Raw genomic sequence first — 19,638 nt, 5'->3', positions numbered from 1 at the left:
AGTAAGTATAGTCCCTTATCCAAAGACGTTATCCACGGCTGAAGATAAAAATCATGAATCCAGAATAGACAAGGAAAAGAATAAGTGCTTCATACCTTTTAATTCTCCAGCCCGTCCGGATAAATAGAAGGAGCAGAAGACTGATAAACAGCATGAAAGGGGTTATGTAATAAACAGTATTTCCAGTTACCGTAAGAGGGTGAACAAGTCCAGAACATCCCATAATCAAAAGCGTATTCGTAATATTTGACCCAAGGACATTTCCGAGAGCCATGCCGGCATATCCACTGCGGGCTGCAGAAACCGTTACCATGAGCTCTGGCAGGGAAGTCCCGACTGCTACAAGGCTTATACCGATAAGAGTTTCTGGAATCTCCAGAAGCTGAGCGAAAAAAATTGACTGCTCTATGAAGTACTTTGCCCCGATTATTATGGCAACTCCGCTTGCAATCAGTTTGATAAACTCTATTAAGAGGCTGCTCTCAGAAAGACTTTCAGTTTCATTTTTAATTTCAGTTTCATATCCGGTTTTAATCTCAGAGTAAGTATTATCCTCTGAACGATTCTCTGATCGATTCTCTGAACGATTCTCTGAACGATTCTCTGAACGAACCAGCACCTCTTTTCCAGACTTCTCTTCTGTTTCTTCATAAATCTCTTTTATGGCTCTATTTATTTTGTTCTCTTCAACTCGTCCTCTAAAACCAGTTTTAATTCTTGCGTTTAAATCGAAAATATACTCAAACTTAAGAAAATAAATCATAAAACCTTTAAAATAGATGTCCTCTTCGTGTTTTCTGACCTTGTCGAGCAGAAACAGAAGATAAACGAAATATAGCAAAAGAAAAATAATGGCTTCTGTTCTTGAGATTCTGAAGTCCAGAACAAACAGAGAAAAAAGGATGGCGGAAAATAACATTATATAGCCGTCTCTTTTAAGCATTAATTTCTCAGTTTTCACACTGGACAGAAGGGCAGCAGTACTAGCTATAAGCCCTATGTTTGCGATATTTGACCCAAGTATACTGCCTATGACTATCCCGTTTGCATGTTCGAAGGATGCGGCAAGGGAAGAGGCAAGCTCGGGTACGGATGTCCCTATTGAGACCAGAGTTAACCCTATTATAAACTCTGAGACTCCAAACCTTTTAGCAATCAAGGACGATGACGTCACAAAGAGGTCTGCCCCTTTTACGAGCAGTAGTAATCCTCCAACAAAAATAAGGACATCAATTAAGTACACATTGAAATGTGAGTTAGAGTTTTATTTAAACATATCCTCAATATATAAGCATATAAAGCGAAACTGAGAACAGGATAAAGACCTGGTCAACATAAGAAGGCAAAAATACCTGCCGGGAAATAGTTAAAAAATAGCAGGAGAATTAATGGACAAGTTTTAACTCCATAATATAGCACTTCTCATTCTGGCCGCATATGTTATCTATTTTTTCGATTATCTGAAAACCCATTTTTTCGTACAAATTTATGGCAGGGGTATTCTTTACATTAACATACAGCAGAATAGAGTATATTCCGTTCAGTTTCATTTCCTTTATGCTTTCTTCAAGAAGCTTCCTTCCGTACCCTTTTCCCCGGAATTTATTGTCGGTTGCAATTGAATAAATTACAGATTTTATTCTCAGACCATTGAATGAAAGTTCCGGTTTCAGGTAATATGCGCAGTAGCCTGCAATTTCATCTTGGATCTTATATACGTAAAAGATTTCCCTTAGCTTCTTTGAGTATTTTATAAAATTTTTCTGGTTCTTACTATCAAATGCCTCTGAATGAATTCTAAGAACCTCCGGAAGCATATTATCATCTACAGGAACAATATTTTCTTTCTCAATAATCTTCCATTTTTTTAGTAGATGAGACCCGACAGTATCACGCAGCAGTTTCTTGAAACCTTCCAGGAACGAAACAAATTTCATATAAATCGTTATCGGATATATAGAATCACCTTTAAGCGGAAAGTAAACAAATTTTATATTGAGTCACCTTTTAACTGAAAGTAAACAAATTTTGATTTTAAACGTAATCTTTGAATTTTTAAAATGATAGAATAATAACTGTAAGAAAATATACCGTACAATACCTAAAAATCACTACCATAAAAAAGTTATCATATGAAACATTTTCACATATAAATTAGTATTGAAATGTTGTGCTGGGAAGGTCAGACTCAGGAAAAATACGAAAATGAATCAAATAAGTTTCAGTTCCATTTTATAGCATTTCTCTTCTTGCCCACATATGTTATTTACTTCTTTGACTACCGAAAAACCTGCTTTTTCATATATTCTTATAGCAGGGATATTATTTACACTCACATACAGGAGAATAGCTGACACACCGTTTAGCTTCATTTCCTTTATGCTCTCTTCCAGAAGCCTCCTGCCAAACCCCCTGTTTCTGAATTCCCTATCAACTGCGATTGAATAAATTACGGATTTTTTGCCGATCCCCATAATTGAAAAATTCGGTTTCAGGTAGTATGCGCAGTAGCCGATTATTTTATCCTGACTCCTGATTACATAAAAAATCTCTCTGAATTTCTTAGAATTTCTTACAATATCTCTCCCTCTATTGTCCCTGAATCCTTCTGCCTGAATTCTAAGGATTTCTGGAAGCATGGTATCATTAACAATCTCGATATTTTCTTTTTCTATTTGCTTCCAGCCATTCAACATATAAGCCCCTGCTGTGTCGTGAACTACGTTACTTAGTACGTTACTTATAGTTCTGAAAAATATACAGGGTTTTACATGAATATTTGTGAGACCCATATCTTTCTCCGAGTTATCGAGTCTGAAATAATTAAATAAGTCGCGTACTGTAAAAGTCGCATAAACCGGATATCAGAACTGAAAACCCCTTTTTTGCTTTTTAATCAAAAATCCGTATCATAAAAGTAACAGTAGATGGAATTAAACCACCTGTACAGCCAGATAATCCCTATTCTAGATATCAATTATTCATTTTTCTCTTCAGGTACGGTCGTCAGCCTTGAATGCTTGACTCCTTTTATACTCAGGATTCTCTGGGCAAGTTCTACAATTTTCTCTCCTTCCCCCTTCATTATTATAACTTCAAAACAGAGATTGTCCTCCATATGGAAATGGACGGAGGAGTCTATCATATCCATGTACTCATGCTGTATCTCTGCCAGGGTGTTTGTTACGCCTTTTTTGGAACAATCGTATACGATAGAAATTGTTGCAGCCCTTGAACCTTTTATCTGCTGCATCCATTCATAGTGCTGGTTATATGTCCTTATAGCATCCCTTATTCCTTCCGAACGAGAGGAATATCCTCTCTTCATAAGAGTTTTATCAAATTTATCAAGAAGCTCCCCTGGAAGAGAAATTCCTATTCTCATAAGTCTCTTTTCCATGTACCCCTCCTGAAAGTGAAAATCCTTTCTGTCAGGTTTTAATGACGTCAGCGATCCAGCTGAATTAAAAAAACAATCTGACCAAACAGATAAAATCCATTATATGTTTCCTGACCCCAGTAAATATAATATCCCTGGGTATATTTAACATTTTATTGTATTTAGATACATAAAAATGAAGAGAATGAGTATAAAAGGACGAAGATAAATAGATGAGATAAATAGACTCTGAAATGGATTTTTGTTCAGGAATGAGAGTGATAAAGGATTGATAAAAAAATTTAATTTGGGAGATAATCCTGCCTGCCAGGAGAAAAATCCCTCCTGCACAACCCTCATCCCTGCCTTGCAGTAATGACAGAAAAGCGGCTCTTTCCAAAAAGGTAACTTTCAAAAGCAAAAGTGAAAACGATTTTTCCTTTCTTCTGCACAATAAATTTATTTTCTATGTTAAATTTAATGTCGATAGATATTGGTTTTGATGCAATTTTTTACAGGCAAAGATTTTTGCAATAAACTGTGAAGTTTCGATTAACTCTGTTGATTCCCAAAAAGCTTATTAAAGCCAGAGTTCTATAGCGTGGAACGCGTTTACTTTGAATAATCCTGAATTTAGCTATAAAGGATAATTCCTTGCTTATCAAATATAATTAATTAAATAAAAGAGAATTAATTAAATAAAAGAGTTGAGAATTATGGCAATCCAGAAAGGCGATTTCATAAAGTTAAACTATACAGGTAAGTTTGAAGACGGCAGGATTTTCGATACAACAGATGAAGAACTTGCCAAAAAGGAAGAGATATTTAACCCCCGCGGGCTTTACGGCGGAGATGTCGTTATTGCCGGCGCCGGCCACACCATTGAGGGTCTTGACGAGGATCTTGAAGGAAAGGAAGTCGGTTATTCCGGTACAATATTAATTCCCCCAGAAAAGGCATTCGGTCCCATTAATCCCAAGCTCATCGAGACCGTTTCCATAACAAAGCTTCAGAACAGAAATGTTCATCCAGGCATGCCTGTAGAGATTGACGGCAGGAGAGGAGTTGTCAGCAGGGTAATAGGCCGCAGGGTCACTATAGACTTTAACAGCCCTCTTGCAGGTAAGACCGTTACCTACGAGTACACCATTGAAAAACTTCTTGAAGATGATGTAGAGAAAATACAGGGTCTTCTCGGCCTCTATATAGGTATGCGTGACTTGGAAGTTGAAATAGCTGATGGCGCCGCAAAAATTTATATTCCCACCAACCTGACCTTCAACCAGCGCTGGCTCATGGCAAAGAATAGATTTGCATCCGAGCTCTTCAAGTATGCTGGACTCAAGGAGGTTCAGCTCATCGAAAAGCTCACAGCCGAATCCGAAGTTCCTGCACCTGAAGAGCCTGAAGTCGAAGCTGAAGAAGAGCCTTCAGAATCCCAGGAATAAATCTATCTGTACTTTACAGAAAAGCGAAGAGTTCTTTCTCTTCGCAAATTTTATATATAATAATCAGGTTCTCTGTATACGCTCCCCGGAATGTCAGGGCAACCTGCCAGATTTATCCGGAAAGCCAGAAGAATTCATGCTTTCAACATGCTGAGGTAGCCCAGCGGACCACGGCGCCGGTCTTGAAAACCGGTAGCGCTACGCGCTACGGGAGTTCGAATCTCCCCCTCAGCGTATATTTTTGTCGTCATCTTCAGAAATTAACTGTTTTTTATTCTTTGATGCAGACGACGTCAATTTAATTTCAGTTTAGAACACCTGATAATTACTGATTAAGACCAGGATGTAATTCTGATCTTCAGGACCTGCTATTTAATTGGTACTTCAGGTATGAAGATTATTTCTAAGAACCGAAGCTATTAATTAAAAATATATTTATCCAGTTTACAGATGCATTAAACATACTTAATAAAAACCCGAAAAAATAAGAAATAAGAGCCAGGACTTTTGCCCAATATCTGGACATCCTGTAATCTAAAAACCGTTTTTCCGTTTTTCCAAGTTATATATAACTTGTAATTTCTTAATTATTTTTATAATATTTAAAATTTTCTAGTAAAGTGAATAGACGCTTTTTGTACTCTTATTTTATACTCTTATTTTAATAAGACCTTTTATGGTTTGTCTCTTCTATGATTAGCCGATTTTCTCTATTCCCTTTATTATTCTCATTTACCTGAATGCACAATAAATCCTGAGTGAGGCAATTTCTTTCTGTGGAATCTCCTTGGCGAGAAATTGCCCTTCAGGTTTAATTCGATTTTCTGGATATGGTATGAAATGAAAAATAAAAGGGGAATAGCCACAAACAGCATAATAATATCACGTAAAATTGGAGAACTTATGAAATTTGTTCCCGAGTTCCAGAGAGCAAAAAACGGTCTGTGGAATAAATAAACACAGTAAGAAGATGCAGCAATGTTCGTAAAGAACGAATTTAAAGAACCTGAAAATTTATCATTGACAAAGCTCATGGCAAGCGAATACTCAAAAGCACAGAAAATTATCATAAAAAAATTGAGCAGTGCCGTTTCCATAATAAATTGTATAAGAAGAGAATTGACACCCAGGAAGCCCGCTATACTGTCCATTATGGATCTTACCGTAGAAGAGCCGATAATCCCGCTGCCGGTTTCAATGGTAACGGAGATTTTCGGATCCAGAAACATTGAACTTCTCAGACCCAGAACAATTACCAGCACGAAGATAACCGGAAGAACTGAAAGCAGGATCTGAACAAAAGGCATCTTCCCAGGTATTCTTTCGACTTTTTCGAACAGCTTTTCCCTGCATGCAAGGACTCCAAACACAAAAATAAGGAAAAACATGAAGAAACGGTGATCAATAATACCGAAAGTTTTTGAGATTAAAAAGAAACCAGCGTATACGAAAAATGAGGAGATCAGGATCTGTTTTGTATTCTTTGAGTACATGATAATAAACGGATAAATGGCATAGAAAATAACAATCAAGCCCACAAAATAAAGAGTTAACATTGGAGTGGCATAAGCCGGAGCAAGCAGAATTTGCAGCCCCAGGACGTGTACAAGTACATTGTAGAGACTGAACACATTTTCCGAATCAGGAAATACAAAACCTGAATCCAGTCTGGGAGCAAATATAAAAAATACCATTACAAATACGAAAAGTGCAGCCCAATAGAGGGGATAGATTCTAAGAAGCCTTTTTTTGTAGAAATCAAATACATTTTCAAGCGAGTTTATCGAGTGATTGTTGTAATATAACAGGTATCCACTCATAAATATGAAAAGCCCCAGACCCATATTCGCAAAGTAAGGGTCAAAGGCATAAAGCATTAACTTGCCATAAGTTGAAAACAGAAAGTTACTCAAATGCGCCGGAATAATCATAATTATCGCTAACGCCCTTAAAAAGTCAAATGCAATTATTTTATTTTTCATTGATATCCTACCCTATATATATGTTTAATAAACCCAGAAGTCAATTTAATAAAGAGAAGGAGCTAATTCCAATATCAGATAACGGTTTTGAGCTCACATTACGGCACATAATTACAATTACAATATATATAAATTGCGAAATGTTAGAACTTCAAAATCAGCGAAAAAGTTACTATTCCGCAATATGATTTTAAGCGGGTTTCAATATCCATTGGTATTGAGCTGTTGATGGTCCATCTTTATTCGACTGGTGTTTTAAAACACCTGAATCTCATCAATTCTTTAAAAGTCCATTTTGAGTCTATAATCCCTGCTTCTCTTGCTGGAGTGTTTTTGCACTCTACCTTAGCCCTCCATGCCCTCTACAGAAGTTAAAATGTGTGCAATATAGCTTCATCTGTTTCTCTAACCATTCTTTGATTTTTGAAAACCCTATCGTTTTCCTTGACACTCTGTTGTTATCCTGTCTAAAAGTCAGGTTTTGTCTTTCAATTAAAGTTGTTGAGATTTCGCTTTGTTCAATGTCTTTTCCAAAGATGACCTTCTTCTCTACTTTTTCAAGTACTCCATTTTTTCTTATTTTAACTACCTGCGCATACCTTAAATCGTCGTTAGGAACTACTTTTGGTTTCTTTAGTTTTCCTTTTTTCCCAGTATTAGGGAAACTCTTTCATAATTCCAAATTGTTTTAAAAGAGATTCTCTATAAAATTTCAGTCCATCTGTAACAAAAAGAGGGATTTTATCAGACAGATGCTTAATAGTTAACTCAACCAGTTTGTCTGCAACATACTGTTTTCTTGGCCCTATTACGAAATCAAGTATTAAGCTGCAACCTGGTGCAAAAGCTACCCATATCCAGGGCCCATCATCTTCATAATTTTTCATTCGTGGGAATATTTTTTTGATTATTACCCATAGTTCATCCATTTCTACCCTTGACACTTCCACATTGTGTCACAGGCTGATATGTATCAAATGTATGCCTATGTGACAAAGAAAGATGCTATTAGTTCAATGCTCCTTTATCCAGATACTGAATTGAGAGAGCCAAGAACTTTTTATTATAACCTGGAAAATGAAGGAAAAAGAAGTGTACCGCTTTATATTACATCGATAAAGCTATCATACGACTTGACAAATGAAAAGGAGTGGTCTGAGTTCAGAAAAGATCTAAGAAATGTTCTCACAAAACTTTTTCCTAATCTTAATCTGTTAGGATTTATAAAATGGAACTGAGAAACAATAGCTTTAAACCTTTAACTATGCAAAATAATGATTTAAAACATAAAGTCTATTGAACCTGGTTTTTCATTTCAAGTGTGTAAGTTTAAACTCCTACTGCCGTTTAGAAAAATGAGTAAGTCTCCTATATTTGTGAAACAAGTAGAGTTAATTTGTGCCTGCAGTCTTCTGCAGTTTAATTCAATAAATTAAATCAAAGCCATCGATTTATAAACCGCGTCAATAGGGTCCTCATAAAACGAAATCTGGAATTTGCTGAAAAGATCTGGTGGCACTGTCGCAATCTTGCCTGCAGAAGAAATCGGAATCATTACTCTTTTTGCACCGGCATCGAGGCAAACCTGCAAAAGACCAGCAAGATTTTCAAGTACACCTACAGATCCTCCGATTGTCATACTCCCTAGAATTGCAGTCTGTTCCTGAAGCGACCTTTCCAGTGCTCCGGAGCAAAGGCTGATGAAAGCTGGAAGGGCAAGTTCTTCTGACATGCCAACTCCGTAGAGGTCCTGGACGTGCAAAAAGTAGTCTTTTTCTTTTACAGATATGCTCTGGCTTATGGATTTTGCATTGGCTTTGAAGTAATTGAATGCTGTTTTTATAGATTCCTTGGTCTGAGTATTTGAGCCTGTACCTGATTTTTCGTATTTTCCCGAGCCTGCAACTACTTGGACTTCAAATTTGTAGATGCCTATCTTGCCGGATTCGGTAGCTGCAACAGCATAGGCTTCTCCAGGTTTTGTAATGCCTGCAGGAATGATCTTGTTTCCACCGCTTTCTGGTACGGACACGAATGATTCTTTCAGGTTCTCATTGTCAATATAGGAGAAATTGACATCGAAGAACTCGATCCCTCCTATTTTTTTAAGCTGCTCTTTCACACGCCTCCTTCCAACAAGAGCATACTCAAGGATCTCCTGCGCCTGTTCTCTGGTGATATTCTCATCCGGGTAAATAAGTTTCATAAGGCCTGAGAAGGTCTTTTTAACAGCAATCACATCACGCTGATTCAGGTTGTTCCCCAGCTTAAAGAACCTGTTTATGTTGTCGGCGTAGGACCTCTTCCTCATTTCCCTGAAGAATTCTGCAATATAGTCAACTATGAATCCATACCTGTCCGTAAAGTGTTCAGGTCTGAACTTAGGGATTTCCCAGCCAGGGATGTAATAGTGCATCCTGTCGAAAAAGGCGGTATCACTGTTCATGGCTTCCGGGAAGGGAGAGAACAGGTTTGAGGTCTTTAATAAGGATTCAATACTCTGGTTGACATTTCCAACAAAAACAATGGAAGCATTCGCATTCTTTTGCTCTTTTCCCCTTGCAAAAGAGCCTGAAGCCATGTAGTCTTTAAGGATCTGTATTCCATCCTTGTCTTTGAAACGGATTCCTGCAACTTCATCAAATGCCACAACGTCCCAGAACCCAACAAGCCCTATCTGTCGGGTTCCCATGTTGTAGAAAAGATTTGCAACTGTAGTCTGTCCTCCGGACATCAGGATGGTGTTTGGGGATATTTCCTTATAAACGTGAGATTTTCCTGTGCTTTTCGGGCCGAGCTCACAGAGGTTATAGTTATTTTCAACAAGAGGAACAAGCCTTTCGAGCATATGCCATTTTGTGGAAGTTTCGAGCTGGGTAGGCTCCATCCCGATGCTCCTCATCAGGACATCGATCCATTCATCTTTAGTGAAGTTCTTTCTTTCAACCAGGATCTCCTGGATGTTCACATTCGGGATCTGGATGGGTTTTAAACTGGAGATAATGAATGGCGAAGAAGCTGATTCTGTGGAGTATTCCATCTTGATCATGCACCAGATGCCGCCGCCGAGAAGCTTGTCGTATTTTATGACATAGTCAGAGTCGATCTCAATGCTTTTGAGCCCGAGATTGGAGAAAGTAGCTTCGTATATGTCTCTCCTTTCATTGAGTGTGACTGTGATTTTGTCAATAACCGTATAGTAGCCCGTCTCACGGATCCTTGACTTGATCTTTTCGGCTTCATCTGGCCGGACATAGTTCTGGGACAGGATATTTTTGACTATCTGGATGCCTTCCTGAATCACTTCTTCGTCATCATCGGCACAGTAAGAGCCAAGCAGGTATTCCAGCACGTAGACAGGGACATTGTGCCCTACTTTCAGCAATTTTGTAAGGTCTTTTCGTACAACTCTGCCAGGGAAATACTTGACTAATTTTCTGTCGGTTTCGAGGCTTGCTGTCTCAAGAGATTCTTCGGTCATTTTTATCCTGTCCCTATTACAATATCCCTACACTCTTTTTATCCCGAATTTTTGAGCATAATTTACTTTTCAATTAAAAGTCATCAAAGTCGCCAATCAGAAGGTCAAGTTCGAATGGAATCCGTGCAATATCTTTTATTTCAGCCAGGTCTTCGTCAATCAGCCTGAGGTAATACGTTTTGTTTTCAAGATTGTTTCCGAGGGTGAGAATGATATTATACTGCCTTTCTTCTGGCTCATCGGATTCGTTATTGACAATAATTATTTTTTCGTCACTGACCATTTTTTCCTGCCCACCATCAATATCCCATAGAGAAACTTTGATGGTGCGGGGTTTCATTTTATCGGTTACTTTTTCAGTCTGGAAAATCTTTACTTTAAACTTGCTGCTTGTGATCTTTCTCCGGTCGTTTATTACCGAGACATTGACCTTACCGTGCTTGATACCCCTCTTATCAATAGCCTTTTCATTCCGCCTATGGTTATATGTCAGAACTGGAATTACAATCTCCTGAGGGGAAGCTCCTCCGTGCACGAAATTGAGCCCACCGCCCTGAAGTTTGAACCTGAGGTCTGCTTTAGGGACATAGGCAAAAAGAGGGGAATGGTCCTGCCCGAGCATATAGCGCATGTCAAATCCGTGTATGTTATCCAGTGAATTACCCAGTGCAAGTTCCTGGTCACTCAGGATAAATCTCTTTGTTGTGTCAATTATGCGGGATTTGTCAAATAATGAGGTATCCACTTTATCTGCACTTTCCATATCGTCTCTTCTATACAGGAAACCGTGATCTGCTGTGACAATGATATTTGTGGTGTTTAAAGTATCACTCAAGTGCTTGACAAGTTTCTTAATTTCAACAATTGTTTCTTCTACAGCACTGAAAACGCTATTCTCTGAGGACTGTTTATCCCCAGTTGAATCTATTTTATTGTGGTATATGTAAAGGACTCTTTTTCCTTTGATGAGTTCTCTGGCTTCTTCCCGGCTGTACCTCATGAAGTCTTCATAATTAAATGCAAGTGAATCTTCATATTTACTCTGCAGGATTTTATTCCTTTTTTCAAGCCCTTCAGAACTTATACCGTCTACAAAAATTTCTCTCCCTTTATATTCCAGAGTATTATGTGGCAGCAAACTTGCCATTCCCAGCTTAGTATATGAAGGTAAAACGCCTGCCATGAAATCAAGATCAATGAGTCCCCATGTGTCTTTGTTCAGGTTTTCAAAGAGCTCGACAGCAGCTTCATAACGCAGTGCATCAGAAATAATAACTGCAACTTTGCTTCTGTCATCTTTTTGCAAGATCCTGTTTACATGCTGTTTGTAGAAGTCATTCTGGCTTTCTGCAAGCTCAATTTTCCACTGCCCCTTGAGATCTAATTCGATAAGGCTGCTCCATTTTAACAACAGTTTTCCGAGAAGCTTGTTGGCATAAAGGTCTTCAACCTGAGGCCTGAGATTCTTTTTCAGGATATCCTTTTCCTGCTCTTTATCATAGTAAAAGTAGAATTTTCTATAGAGGTAATCGATCTGGTAGTAAGTTTCAGCATAAGCTTTGAATAACTCATATAAACTGCGTGTATTTTCAAGCGCATCAGCTGCTTTTGGATTATCATAGTGTTCCCGAGCAAACTGGAAGAGCTTAATTGCATGTTCCAGCGCGTTGTAGATATTCTCATATTCGGAAAACCAGTGCTTTGTCCGGCGGCTATCGATCCAGGAAAGATAGTTTTTGAAGTCTTCTTCTGTTGGATCTACAGGACTGTTCAGGGATTTGAGTATGTGAACAATTAATGCTTTATCAAATGTCTCAACAGCTTCGGCTTCAAGATAAGTCTTTACATCTCTTTTATCAAGCGCTGTCTGCAGGTTCTTTTCCAGGTCCTGACCATTTTCTTCAAGGATGTCTCTTGTAAATTTCTCAAATATTTTGGAATCCCGTGAGCTGTCCATCCAGTGCTTGAGGAAGATCTGGCACTCGTTTTCTTTTCTGTTCAAATACTGGTCGTAGCCTGAAAGGGAAATCCCTGAATACCGCTTCATGTGTGTGATCAGGAAGCTAAGGAAAAGCTTTTTCAGAGTAGGATTTTTTGCCGAAAATCCAAAGTTTTCTTCTGCAAGTTCCCAGAAGTTTTCCTCCAGCCCGAACTTTGAGATATTCTCCCACGCCGGGTTTTCAGACTCATCCAGGGATTTGAGCATGATATCCCTTACAATCTGTTTGAATTCAGGAGCCTGCGTTTTTGAAAAAACAGCCAGCATTCCCAGAATAAACTCTTTTTCGCGCCAGTCTTTCTGGTGGAGCTTCTTTAAAGGCTGAACTCTTTCTTTCTGGTTGCCAAAGAATTTCTCATATTTAGTGAAGAAGTCGTCCAGTTCATGTCCGTCAATCTCAAACTCGCTCTTGATGTCCGAAATCCGGCTGTTTTCGAATCTGGACGAATAGAGCTGAATATCAAAAAGCCAGTTAGATTCGTGTGCTCTCTCTTTATCCGGGCAGTAGATTAAATAATTTGACTCAGGATCTTCAATTTCAAGGAGTTTTTTGGTCTCAAAATAGTTGTTGTCAAGGATATGGAATTTGATATTGTTTTCTTTCAGGATCTGTATTATTTCTTCAAGCTCTTCTCCGGGAGCATTCTTCTCCTGATCCCAGGCAGTTTTATCTCTGTCGTACCAGAATACTATTTTTCTTTTCTCATAGTCTTTCAGTTCTGAAGGGGAAAATTTTTTGAGTATACTGTTACTGGTTTTTTCTACGTTGACCATGAAAATCCAGATCCTATGATTATTTGCTTTGAATTATTGAGGAAATTAACTTTTTTGCGGCTTTAATGCAGCATTTCTGAGGCTTTGTACGGCTTTGTTTATGATTTAGCTGGCTTGATAGTGGTTTTTTATGTCTTTGATTATGGCTTGTTTGACGTGATTATTGCTTAATTATGGCGTGTTTGTCCCCTTTATGTCCCCTTTATGTCCCCTTTGTCCCCTTTAGATGATATCCCCTTTTTCACTTAAGGCTCCCGATAAAACATATTCTGTTCCTTTTCCTGTAGTGCCGATTTGTTCAAGTATTTTTAAGGAAACTAATTCTGCAAGGTCCCGAGAAGCCGTTCTCTTAATTGTGTTTGATATTTCCTGATATTCTTTATTTGTAATCTTTCCTTTCTCTTTTACGTAGAGCACAGCCTTGATTTGTCTCTCGTTTAGCCCGAGTCCTCTGAGATACTCTTCATTGAGAACTTCTTTCTTGAAGGTTACTCTGAAACCCTGATACTCTTCAAAAACCGGCTCAGGAAGCCCTGCTTCTCTGCAGTAATTTTGCATCTTCTCTATTCCGCTGCCCCACTGCTCGATTATTCTGGTATCAAAGAATACTTCTGCTATTCCTTTGTTCCTCAGTTTCGAGGCATGAGACTTGAAAAGGTCTTCCATTGTAAGGCCGAGAGGCAGACCTCCGGGGCTCCATACAATCAGTTCATTCTCATAGATCCGGATCTCAATATGAGCCAGAGCCGTATAGTCCCTGTGGCAAACCGCATTTACAACTGCTTCCCTGATAGCTTCTAACGGGTAGTCCCATACCTCTTCTCTCTCTGGCTTTCCAGTCATTACGAATTTAACGCTGGTATTCTTCCTGACAAAACCCATGGCTTCTTCGACCTGTTCAAAGAGCGTACCTTCAATCAGCCGGTCATCAATCACGAGAGTCTGGTCCTTGAACCGTCCACAGTGGATTACAGCCTGGGAAAGAAAACGTCTTCCATCCTTGCAGAACAGGAGTCCTGCAGCCCAGGTAGGCTTCCCATCTGTTACAAGTTCCATTTTTTCGAGCACCTGGATAGGGTCTTCCTCTTCTCCAAATCCTTTTCTTCCAGAAGCTTTTGCCTTTCGGATATATCTCCTGACCTTTTCAAGGTCAAGATCTTCAAGAGACTTTCCAGCCGCTGGAAACCTATCCCAGCTCATTCCGGTAGATTGCAGGTGCATTTCTGCAATTTCCTGCGAATTCATACTCCGGTTGCTGTTATTTACCCGTTTGAAACACCTTCCCCGGACAGATACGGGTTTTATAGGGTATTCAGGGACATTTACCACTACAACCTTCTTTCCCTCAAATTCGATCACCTCGATTTCAGGGATAAGCTGTGGTTCGGTTTTGTCTGAGATCTGGTTTGCCCATTTAGCCAAAGTCTCTTTTCCAATATCTACTCCGGTGATGTTTCCTTTATCAGAAACCCCTATAAGGATCATTCCACCTTTTGCATTGGCAAAAGCTACGGCTGATTCTACGGTTCTGTCATCGAATTTTTCTTTGAATTCAAGAGTTTCGGATTCGCCGGATTTGATAAGGGTTTGAAGGTTCATATCTTCCCCACCAGCCCCTCAAACTTCTTATAATTCACCACAACCCCATCATCCAGATCAATCTCAATCATCTGATCCGCTTTATTCTTTAAAAGTTCATCATACTTAACGAGCTCATTGATCTTTTTATTAAGTTTAGCAAGTTCTGACTCGGCTTTTCCACTATTCTTGGAATTCTCAGCAATTTCTTTTTCCAGAAGCGACCTCTGAGCATCCAGCTTCGATTCAAAGTCCAGCAGATAATCAATTCTCATCTTCGCCAGAGTAGTTTTATCGTACCTGTGCATGTAAACGAGCGCATTGAACACCTTATCTTTCCCTGAAGTAAAGAGCCAGTAAATCGGTCTCTTCTTATACATTTTCACATGATCGCTGTAGAAATCCCTCAGGAAATAATTCCGGATAACCTTTTCAGGAGCTTCATTCTTCTTTGAAAGCGCCCCTGCAATAAAGTCCAGATTTTCTGAAAGAGTCTCCGCTCCAAAAGTGAACTTCAAGAACTCCTTGAACCTGCCGACAATGTCATCAGTGTAATACTCATCATCAAGAATCGGGATGATATTGTCTTCGTCCGGCAGGAAAGAAGCTTCAGGAACTTTTTCTTTAAAATCAGCCAGCTTTTCTCCCTGATTTGCAAGGATCAGCCCTTCTTTTTCAGGCGAATATCTTCCGAACATGCAGCCGACAGCGTAAGAAATTAATTGCTTTATGATGACATCCTTTTTGAAGAATATTTCTTTGTTTTTAATTTCGGTTTCATCACTAAGTAGGGTAATTTCTTCAAGTGATACCTTTGGACTAAGCTCATTTTCAAGATTATATATATCGATGAAAATTTTGTTTAGTTTTTCTTCATTTTCGTGAAGTTCAAAGAATTTATTCTTCCAATAGTTACAATATTTATTGTATGCATCTTCTATTTTGTTTGAAGTCTTGTGTTTTAAAAGTTCACTGGTTATGAAGTCCCAGCTGGTTTCTCGGGAGTCCCATTCTTCAATAGACAATTGAACCATATTGAACACAAGATTTCTTATTTCTGGATAATTTAGGATTTTAGATTTTATTGGAAGCTTTCGAATAATTCCAGAATTATAGTCCAAAGTAGGTGATAAAAGTCCTAATAAGTAGTTTGAAAGAGATGAATTAAGATAACCCAATAAATTGTATCTTTCATCTCTATATTCTTCATTAAGGAAACAAGATTGACCTTTCGCATCAAACACAAATCCTTTTTCAAAAGCTCTTGCATGAAAATGGCTACTTGTTAAAGAACTCCATGTTATACCAGGCTGGAAGAAATATTGTTTGCTATCTATCCTAAACCCTGAAAATGTTTTTAGCTTACCAACTCCATACGCATCATATCGAAGGATATAATCGTTGTTTCCATACCATTTACGCTTGCTTCCTCCCTTATTATATGGTGTCCATTTACATGAACTCTTTAAAAAGTCAGAATGGTCATCGTAATTAAAACCAATTTCTTTTATGCTCACTTCATACCACAATCGTAGCATTTCATCGTTATTTCCAGTAGACATACCATGTCGTGGTTCAGCAAACTCTTCAAGTTTATGAGAATTCGCAAAGATATCATGTATTGAACTATGTGCCCAATACGCAATCGGACTTCCCGGAATCTTCTTGAAGTCGGCGGCGGAGGCGAGGTAAAAATTAGGCACGGGGTTGTTTGATGTATTTTCGTTAGTCATAATTTGCCCTCTCTTCGAGTAGCTGGCGGTGATGTTCGATTTCGCGTTTGAGTTCTTCTTCTGTGGGCAGGTAGAGCATGTATTTTGAGGCAAAGAGCTGCTTGCTGTTGTTGAGGACTGAATACTTTACGATGGTCTCGTTTTTTCTGGAACAGAGGATTAAGCCGATAGTGGGGTTGTCGCCTTCTGTAATGTATTTGTCGTCGAACATGCGGACGTAGCTGTCCATCTGACCGATGTCCTGATGGGTTAGTTCGCCTATTTTCAGGTCAATAAGGAGGTAGCATTTCAAAATGCAGTTGTAAAATACCAGGTCGATGTAAAAGAAATCGTCTTCGAACTGAAGGCGTTTCTGGCGGCCTATGAAGGCAAAACCTTTGCCTAATTCGAGAAGGAAGGACTGAAGGTTGCTGATAATGGCTTTTTCTATACTTGATTCGTGAAGGACAGGGGAGTCGGGCAAAGCCAGGAAGTCAAGGATGTACGGATCTTTAATCGTGTCTACCGGAGTCTTCGGGCTGTTGCCTTTTCGGGTTAACTCCATAAGGCCCGCCCTGTCCCTGCTTTTAAGCAGGCGAGCGAAGAGGAATGTATTGATCTGCCGCTGCAGGTCTACAACGCTCCAGCCTTCTTTCTCGGCTTCAAGTTCGTAAAAAAGGCGTTCACTCTTGTTTTCGACTTTAGTCAATGTCCGGTAGTGCGACCAGCTCAGGAATGGTGAAAATCCCCGGGTACATTCACTGTTTTCAATGGAATGGCTCATGACTTCCAATTCATCACACGTCGTGTGATGAATTTGCTTATTCCCATCTGAGCTGTCCAATTCATCACACGCCATGTGATGAATCTCAGGTACCCTGTCAGCATATGTCTGATAAAATAACCTGAAATAACGCAGGTTTGTAACGGAAAAGCCTTTTCCGTACCTCGCAGTAAGCATGGTAGAGAGATCGTCAAGCACTTTTCTTCCATATTCTGCCCGCTCGTCCCCTCTCTGCAGTTCCTGAACGATTTCACGTCCTATCAGCCAGTAGGCTATTATCATCTGGTTATTGATTGACCTGACAGCATTCGCTCTTGCCTGGTCGAGAATTGAAGCCACCCGGTCAAACAGAGTGCGGTCTTGAGGCTGGACTCCTGCCGCTTTACCTTTTGTACCCTTATTCTTCTCTGTTTTCATTTTCCCTCCCTGCAGCCGACGCTCCTGATTCTGGACTGCCTTATTGCTTCACGCAGCCGTACATCTTTTTCAGCTTCACAACTTCCGTCAACAAGCCTGATATAAGCTCCCTTATACTCGCTGTGATGAGCATTTTCGATAACAAATGCCGTTGTTGAAACTACCTCCCCTCCTATGCTGTCAAAAGCCCGTGCTCCAAAATGAGCCATAGTTAAAATGGTAGCGTTGTTCAGGATGCTTTCACGGAGTTTTTCAAAGGACGAAAGGAACATCCAGCTCTGCATGGTAATCATCGAAACCATGCCTTTTTGCACAGCAAGACTCAGATTTCTCTCCATAAACATGGCAAAGAGGTCAGACTTGCTGTCTGGATAATTATCCTGAGAGAATGTTCTCAGCCTATTATTCATGCCTTTACCCCCCATATACGGCGGGTTGGCAATAACCACATGGTATTTTGGGCTGAGGTAATCCGCCTGCTTCAGAGCCTTCATAACATTCTGATGAGTTGAAAGCTGGGAGAGGTTGCCGGAAAGGTTTTTCGATTCCAGCAGGCTTAAGAGACCTGATACATCCTTTGCAGCCGGCCTTATAAGAGAACCGAAATTATCAGCCTCGGAAAACTGGGACAGAGTAGCTCTATGAGCGTTAGTGAAAAGCTCACTTCCGACTGCATCTAGGTAAGCATCGAGTTCTCCCTGCTCAAAAGAAACGTTTTCCAGCATACAGATATTGGGCTGAACCTGTTTATTGAAAAAGCGGCGGTCTTTGCCTCTCGCCTTCATTGTAAGCGCAAAACCTGCAAGTTCGCCTGCACGCTTATCGATCTCGATCCCGAAAAGGTTGTTCTTCAGGATCAATTCAGGAATCTCGGAAGGAGTGTAGCCTTCTTCTTCGTAAATCGCATACAGCAGGTCAAAAGCATAGACAAGCATGTGCCCAGAACCACAGGCAGGATCGCATATCCTGATCTCTTCAGGAGAATTGATTTTCAGAAAATCGGTTTCCTGCTGTTCCGGCTTTATATAATACTCCATCCGGTCAACAAGACTGGATTCCGGGCGGTTGAGCATCCACAGGCGGCCCAGGGAGTTTTCCACAAGATAACGGACAATCCAGTGAGGGGTGAAAAGCTGGGTAACAGCAGGGATATTTTCCTTGCTGATCTTGATATTCTTCTTCAGGTCGGCAAAGACTTTGTCCTTCTTCGGGGCAATATAGTCCTGATAGATCCAGCCTATGATTTCAACTTCCTGCCAGTCTTCTTCCGGAATAATTGAATTCAGGTCATGCAGGACAGAACCGGTATGCAGGAGCTTTTCAGGGAAAAGGAGTTCGGTATAGTCTTCGATTTTCTCGAAGAGGAAAGGCATTATTTTGTTCAGGTAATTGCATAGCTTGAGAATCAGATATTTGTAAAGCTCTTCGTCTTTGTTTTCGGCTTTAAGGTCAAGCACAAAATCTTGGTTAAGGTTCAGGAAGTCAAGTTTCAGAGCATTTGTGAGAAGGTCGGGTTCGGGTTTGTTCGGGTCAGTTGAAGTGAAAACTTTTATCTGGTCTGGAAGGCAGCCGTTCATCTCCATGAACTTGAGGGCTACAAGGCGGTTGAACCATGTATAGGTTACTTCTTCCATAACCTGTTCGTAGCCCTTTTCCCTGATCTGTTTTACAAGCTGAGAGCGCTGGTTTTTGATTCTTGAATTAAAGACTTTGCCGTTAATGATAACTGAATCGGCATGTTCTTCCACGGCATGGATTTCTTCAGGTAAAATTCCGTAATAGGCTGCCTGGCTTCTTACTTCTGCGTTTAACTTGTCCCTAACCTTGTTTGAGAATTCGATAACTTTTGCTTTGTCCATATTTCCAGAACCCGATTTCATTTTTCAACTGGTTGAGAAATTTATATGACTTATAATATTTGATGGGTTTATAAGTTTTTTGAGTTTTGACCTTTTCGGGCTCTTCATTTTAATTGATGTGCCGGAAATTCGAATCAAAGTTCTTTTTTTGATGGAAACGGGCTTTATGCTTATTTTTTTGGAAGTCGTCGGGCTGGACGATATCTTTTATTACCTGAATTGTAA

Annotated in this window: 12 protein-coding genes, 1 tRNA gene and 1 pseudogene; 2 read left to right on the top strand and 12 right to left on the bottom strand. The window is 39.6% G+C overall.

The features are described 5' to 3' along the window. Positions 1–28 precede the first annotated feature (28 nt). The 4 genes from PLL47_RS06850 to nikR form a co-directional block, all read right to left on the bottom strand. Positions 29–1,243, bottom strand: a complete 1,215-nt coding sequence (locus PLL47_RS06850; RefSeq protein ID WP_324445448.1) for a calcium/sodium antiporter — start codon at positions 1,241–1,243, stop codon at positions 29–31. 142 nt (positions 1,244–1,385) lie between these two features. Beyond that, positions 1,386–1,937 (bottom strand): GNAT family N-acetyltransferase, encoded by a 552-nt coding sequence (locus PLL47_RS06845; RefSeq protein ID WP_324445447.1) that lies wholly within the window; start codon positions 1,935–1,937, stop codon positions 1,386–1,388. Positions 1,938–2,210: 273 nt separating this feature from the next. Beyond that, complete coding sequence (locus tag PLL47_RS06840; protein ID WP_324445446.1) at positions 2,211–2,696, bottom strand: GNAT family N-acetyltransferase; 486 nt, start codon at positions 2,694–2,696, stop codon at positions 2,211–2,213. Positions 2,697–2,977: 281 nt separating this feature from the next. Continuing rightward, positions 2,978–3,400 carry a nickel-responsive transcriptional regulator NikR gene (nikR, locus tag PLL47_RS06835; protein WP_324445445.1) on the bottom strand — a complete coding sequence of 141 codons (423 nt, stop codon included), beginning with the start codon at positions 3,398–3,400 and terminating at the stop codon, positions 2,978–2,980. A gap of 695 nt (positions 3,401–4,095) precedes the next feature. Between nikR and PLL47_RS06830 the strand changes: the two genes are divergently transcribed. Both PLL47_RS06830 and PLL47_RS06825 read left to right on the top strand, forming a co-directional pair. Then, positions 4,096–4,827 (top strand): peptidylprolyl isomerase, encoded by a 732-nt coding sequence (locus tag PLL47_RS06830; protein ID WP_324445444.1) that lies wholly within the window; start codon positions 4,096–4,098, stop codon positions 4,825–4,827. A 149-nt stretch (positions 4,828–4,976) separates the two neighbouring features. Then, positions 4,977–5,061: transfer RNA gene (locus PLL47_RS06825), tRNA-Ser, on the top strand. 494 nt (positions 5,062–5,555) lie between these two features. On the opposite strand, the gene PLL47_RS06820 is transcribed toward PLL47_RS06825, so the two are convergent. The 8 genes and pseudogenes from PLL47_RS06820 to pglX (PLL47_RS06785) form a co-directional block, all read right to left on the bottom strand. Beyond that, the gene (locus PLL47_RS06820; RefSeq protein ID WP_324445443.1) at positions 5,556–6,809 is read right to left on the bottom strand and encodes an acyltransferase family protein; all 1,254 of its coding nucleotides are present in this window, start codon (positions 6,807–6,809) and stop codon (positions 5,556–5,558) included. 239 nt (positions 6,810–7,048) lie between these two features. Continuing rightward, positions 7,049–7,762, bottom strand: a pseudogene (locus tag PLL47_RS06815) (IS1 family transposase); the annotation flags it as partial. 479 nt (positions 7,763–8,241) lie between these two features. Continuing rightward, positions 8,242–10,290 (bottom strand): protease Lon-related BREX system protein BrxL, encoded by a 2,049-nt coding sequence (brxL, locus tag PLL47_RS06810; RefSeq protein ID WP_324445442.1) that lies wholly within the window; start codon positions 10,288–10,290, stop codon positions 8,242–8,244. A 73-nt stretch (positions 10,291–10,363) separates the two neighbouring features. After that, positions 10,364–13,063 (bottom strand): BREX-1 system phosphatase PglZ type A, encoded by a 2,700-nt coding sequence (gene pglZ / locus PLL47_RS06805; RefSeq protein WP_324445441.1) that lies wholly within the window; start codon positions 13,061–13,063, stop codon positions 10,364–10,366. 222 nt (positions 13,064–13,285) lie between these two features. Further along, positions 13,286–14,662, bottom strand: coding sequence for an RNA-binding domain-containing protein (locus PLL47_RS06800; protein WP_324445440.1), 1,377 nt, complete (start codon positions 14,660–14,662; stop codon positions 13,286–13,288). Further along, complete coding sequence (gene pglX / locus PLL47_RS06795) at positions 14,659–16,467, bottom strand: BREX-1 system adenine-specific DNA-methyltransferase PglX (RefSeq protein WP_324445439.1); 1,809 nt, start codon at positions 16,465–16,467, stop codon at positions 14,659–14,661. Before pglX (PLL47_RS06795) ends, PLL47_RS06800 begins: the two co-directional genes overlap by 4 nt. Next, positions 16,367–17,554 (bottom strand): PDDEXK nuclease domain-containing protein, encoded by a 1,188-nt coding sequence (locus tag PLL47_RS06790; protein WP_324445438.1) that lies wholly within the window; start codon positions 17,552–17,554, stop codon positions 16,367–16,369. The genes pglX (PLL47_RS06795) and PLL47_RS06790 overlap by 101 nt, the downstream gene beginning before the upstream one ends. Continuing rightward, positions 17,551–19,413, bottom strand: coding sequence for a BREX-1 system adenine-specific DNA-methyltransferase PglX (pglX, locus tag PLL47_RS06785; RefSeq protein ID WP_324445437.1), 1,863 nt, complete (start codon positions 19,411–19,413; stop codon positions 17,551–17,553). The genes PLL47_RS06790 and pglX (PLL47_RS06785) overlap by 4 nt, the downstream gene beginning before the upstream one ends. Positions 19,414–19,638: the final 225 nt, after the last annotated feature.

Source organism: Methanosarcina sp. (assembly GCF_035390745.1).
Classification (GTDB): Archaea; Halobacteriota; Methanosarcinia; order Methanosarcinales; family Methanosarcinaceae; genus Methanosarcina.
This window is presented reverse-complemented; position numbering and strand designations above follow the sequence as displayed.

Bases quoted from the DNA above. Each gene is read 5' to 3' on its own strand.
- PLL47_RS06845 (WP_324445447.1), bottom strand. From the start codon at position 1,937: ATGAAATTTGTTTCGTTCCTGGAAGGTTTCAAGAAACTGCTGCGTGAT.
- PLL47_RS06840 (WP_324445446.1), bottom strand. From the start codon at position 2,696: ATGTTGAATGGCTGGAAGCAAATAGAAAAAGAAAATATCGAGATTGTT.
- nikR (WP_324445445.1), bottom strand. From the start codon at position 3,400: ATGGAAAAGAGACTTATGAGAATAGGAATTTCTCTTCCAGGGGAGCTT.
- PLL47_RS06830 (WP_324445444.1), top strand. From the start codon at position 4,096: ATGGCAATCCAGAAAGGCGATTTCATAAAGTTAAACTATACAGGTAAG.
- PLL47_RS06820 (WP_324445443.1), bottom strand. From the start codon at position 6,809: ATGAAAAATAAAATAATTGCATTTGACTTTTTAAGGGCGTTAGCGATA.
- brxL (WP_324445442.1), bottom strand. From the start codon at position 10,290: ATGACCGAAGAATCTCTTGAGACAGCAAGCCTCGAAACCGACAGAAAA.
- pglZ (WP_324445441.1), bottom strand. From the start codon at position 13,063: ATGGTCAACGTAGAAAAAACCAGTAACAGTATACTCAAAAAATTTTCC.
- PLL47_RS06800 (WP_324445440.1), bottom strand. From the start codon at position 14,662: ATGAACCTTCAAACCCTTATCAAATCCGGCGAATCCGAAACTCTTGAA.
- PLL47_RS06790 (WP_324445438.1), bottom strand. From the start codon at position 17,554: ATGAAAACAGAGAAGAATAAGGGTACAAAAGGTAAAGCGGCAGGAGTC.
- pglX (WP_324445437.1), bottom strand. From the start codon at position 19,413: ATGGACAAAGCAAAAGTTATCGAATTCTCAAACAAGGTTAGGGACAAG.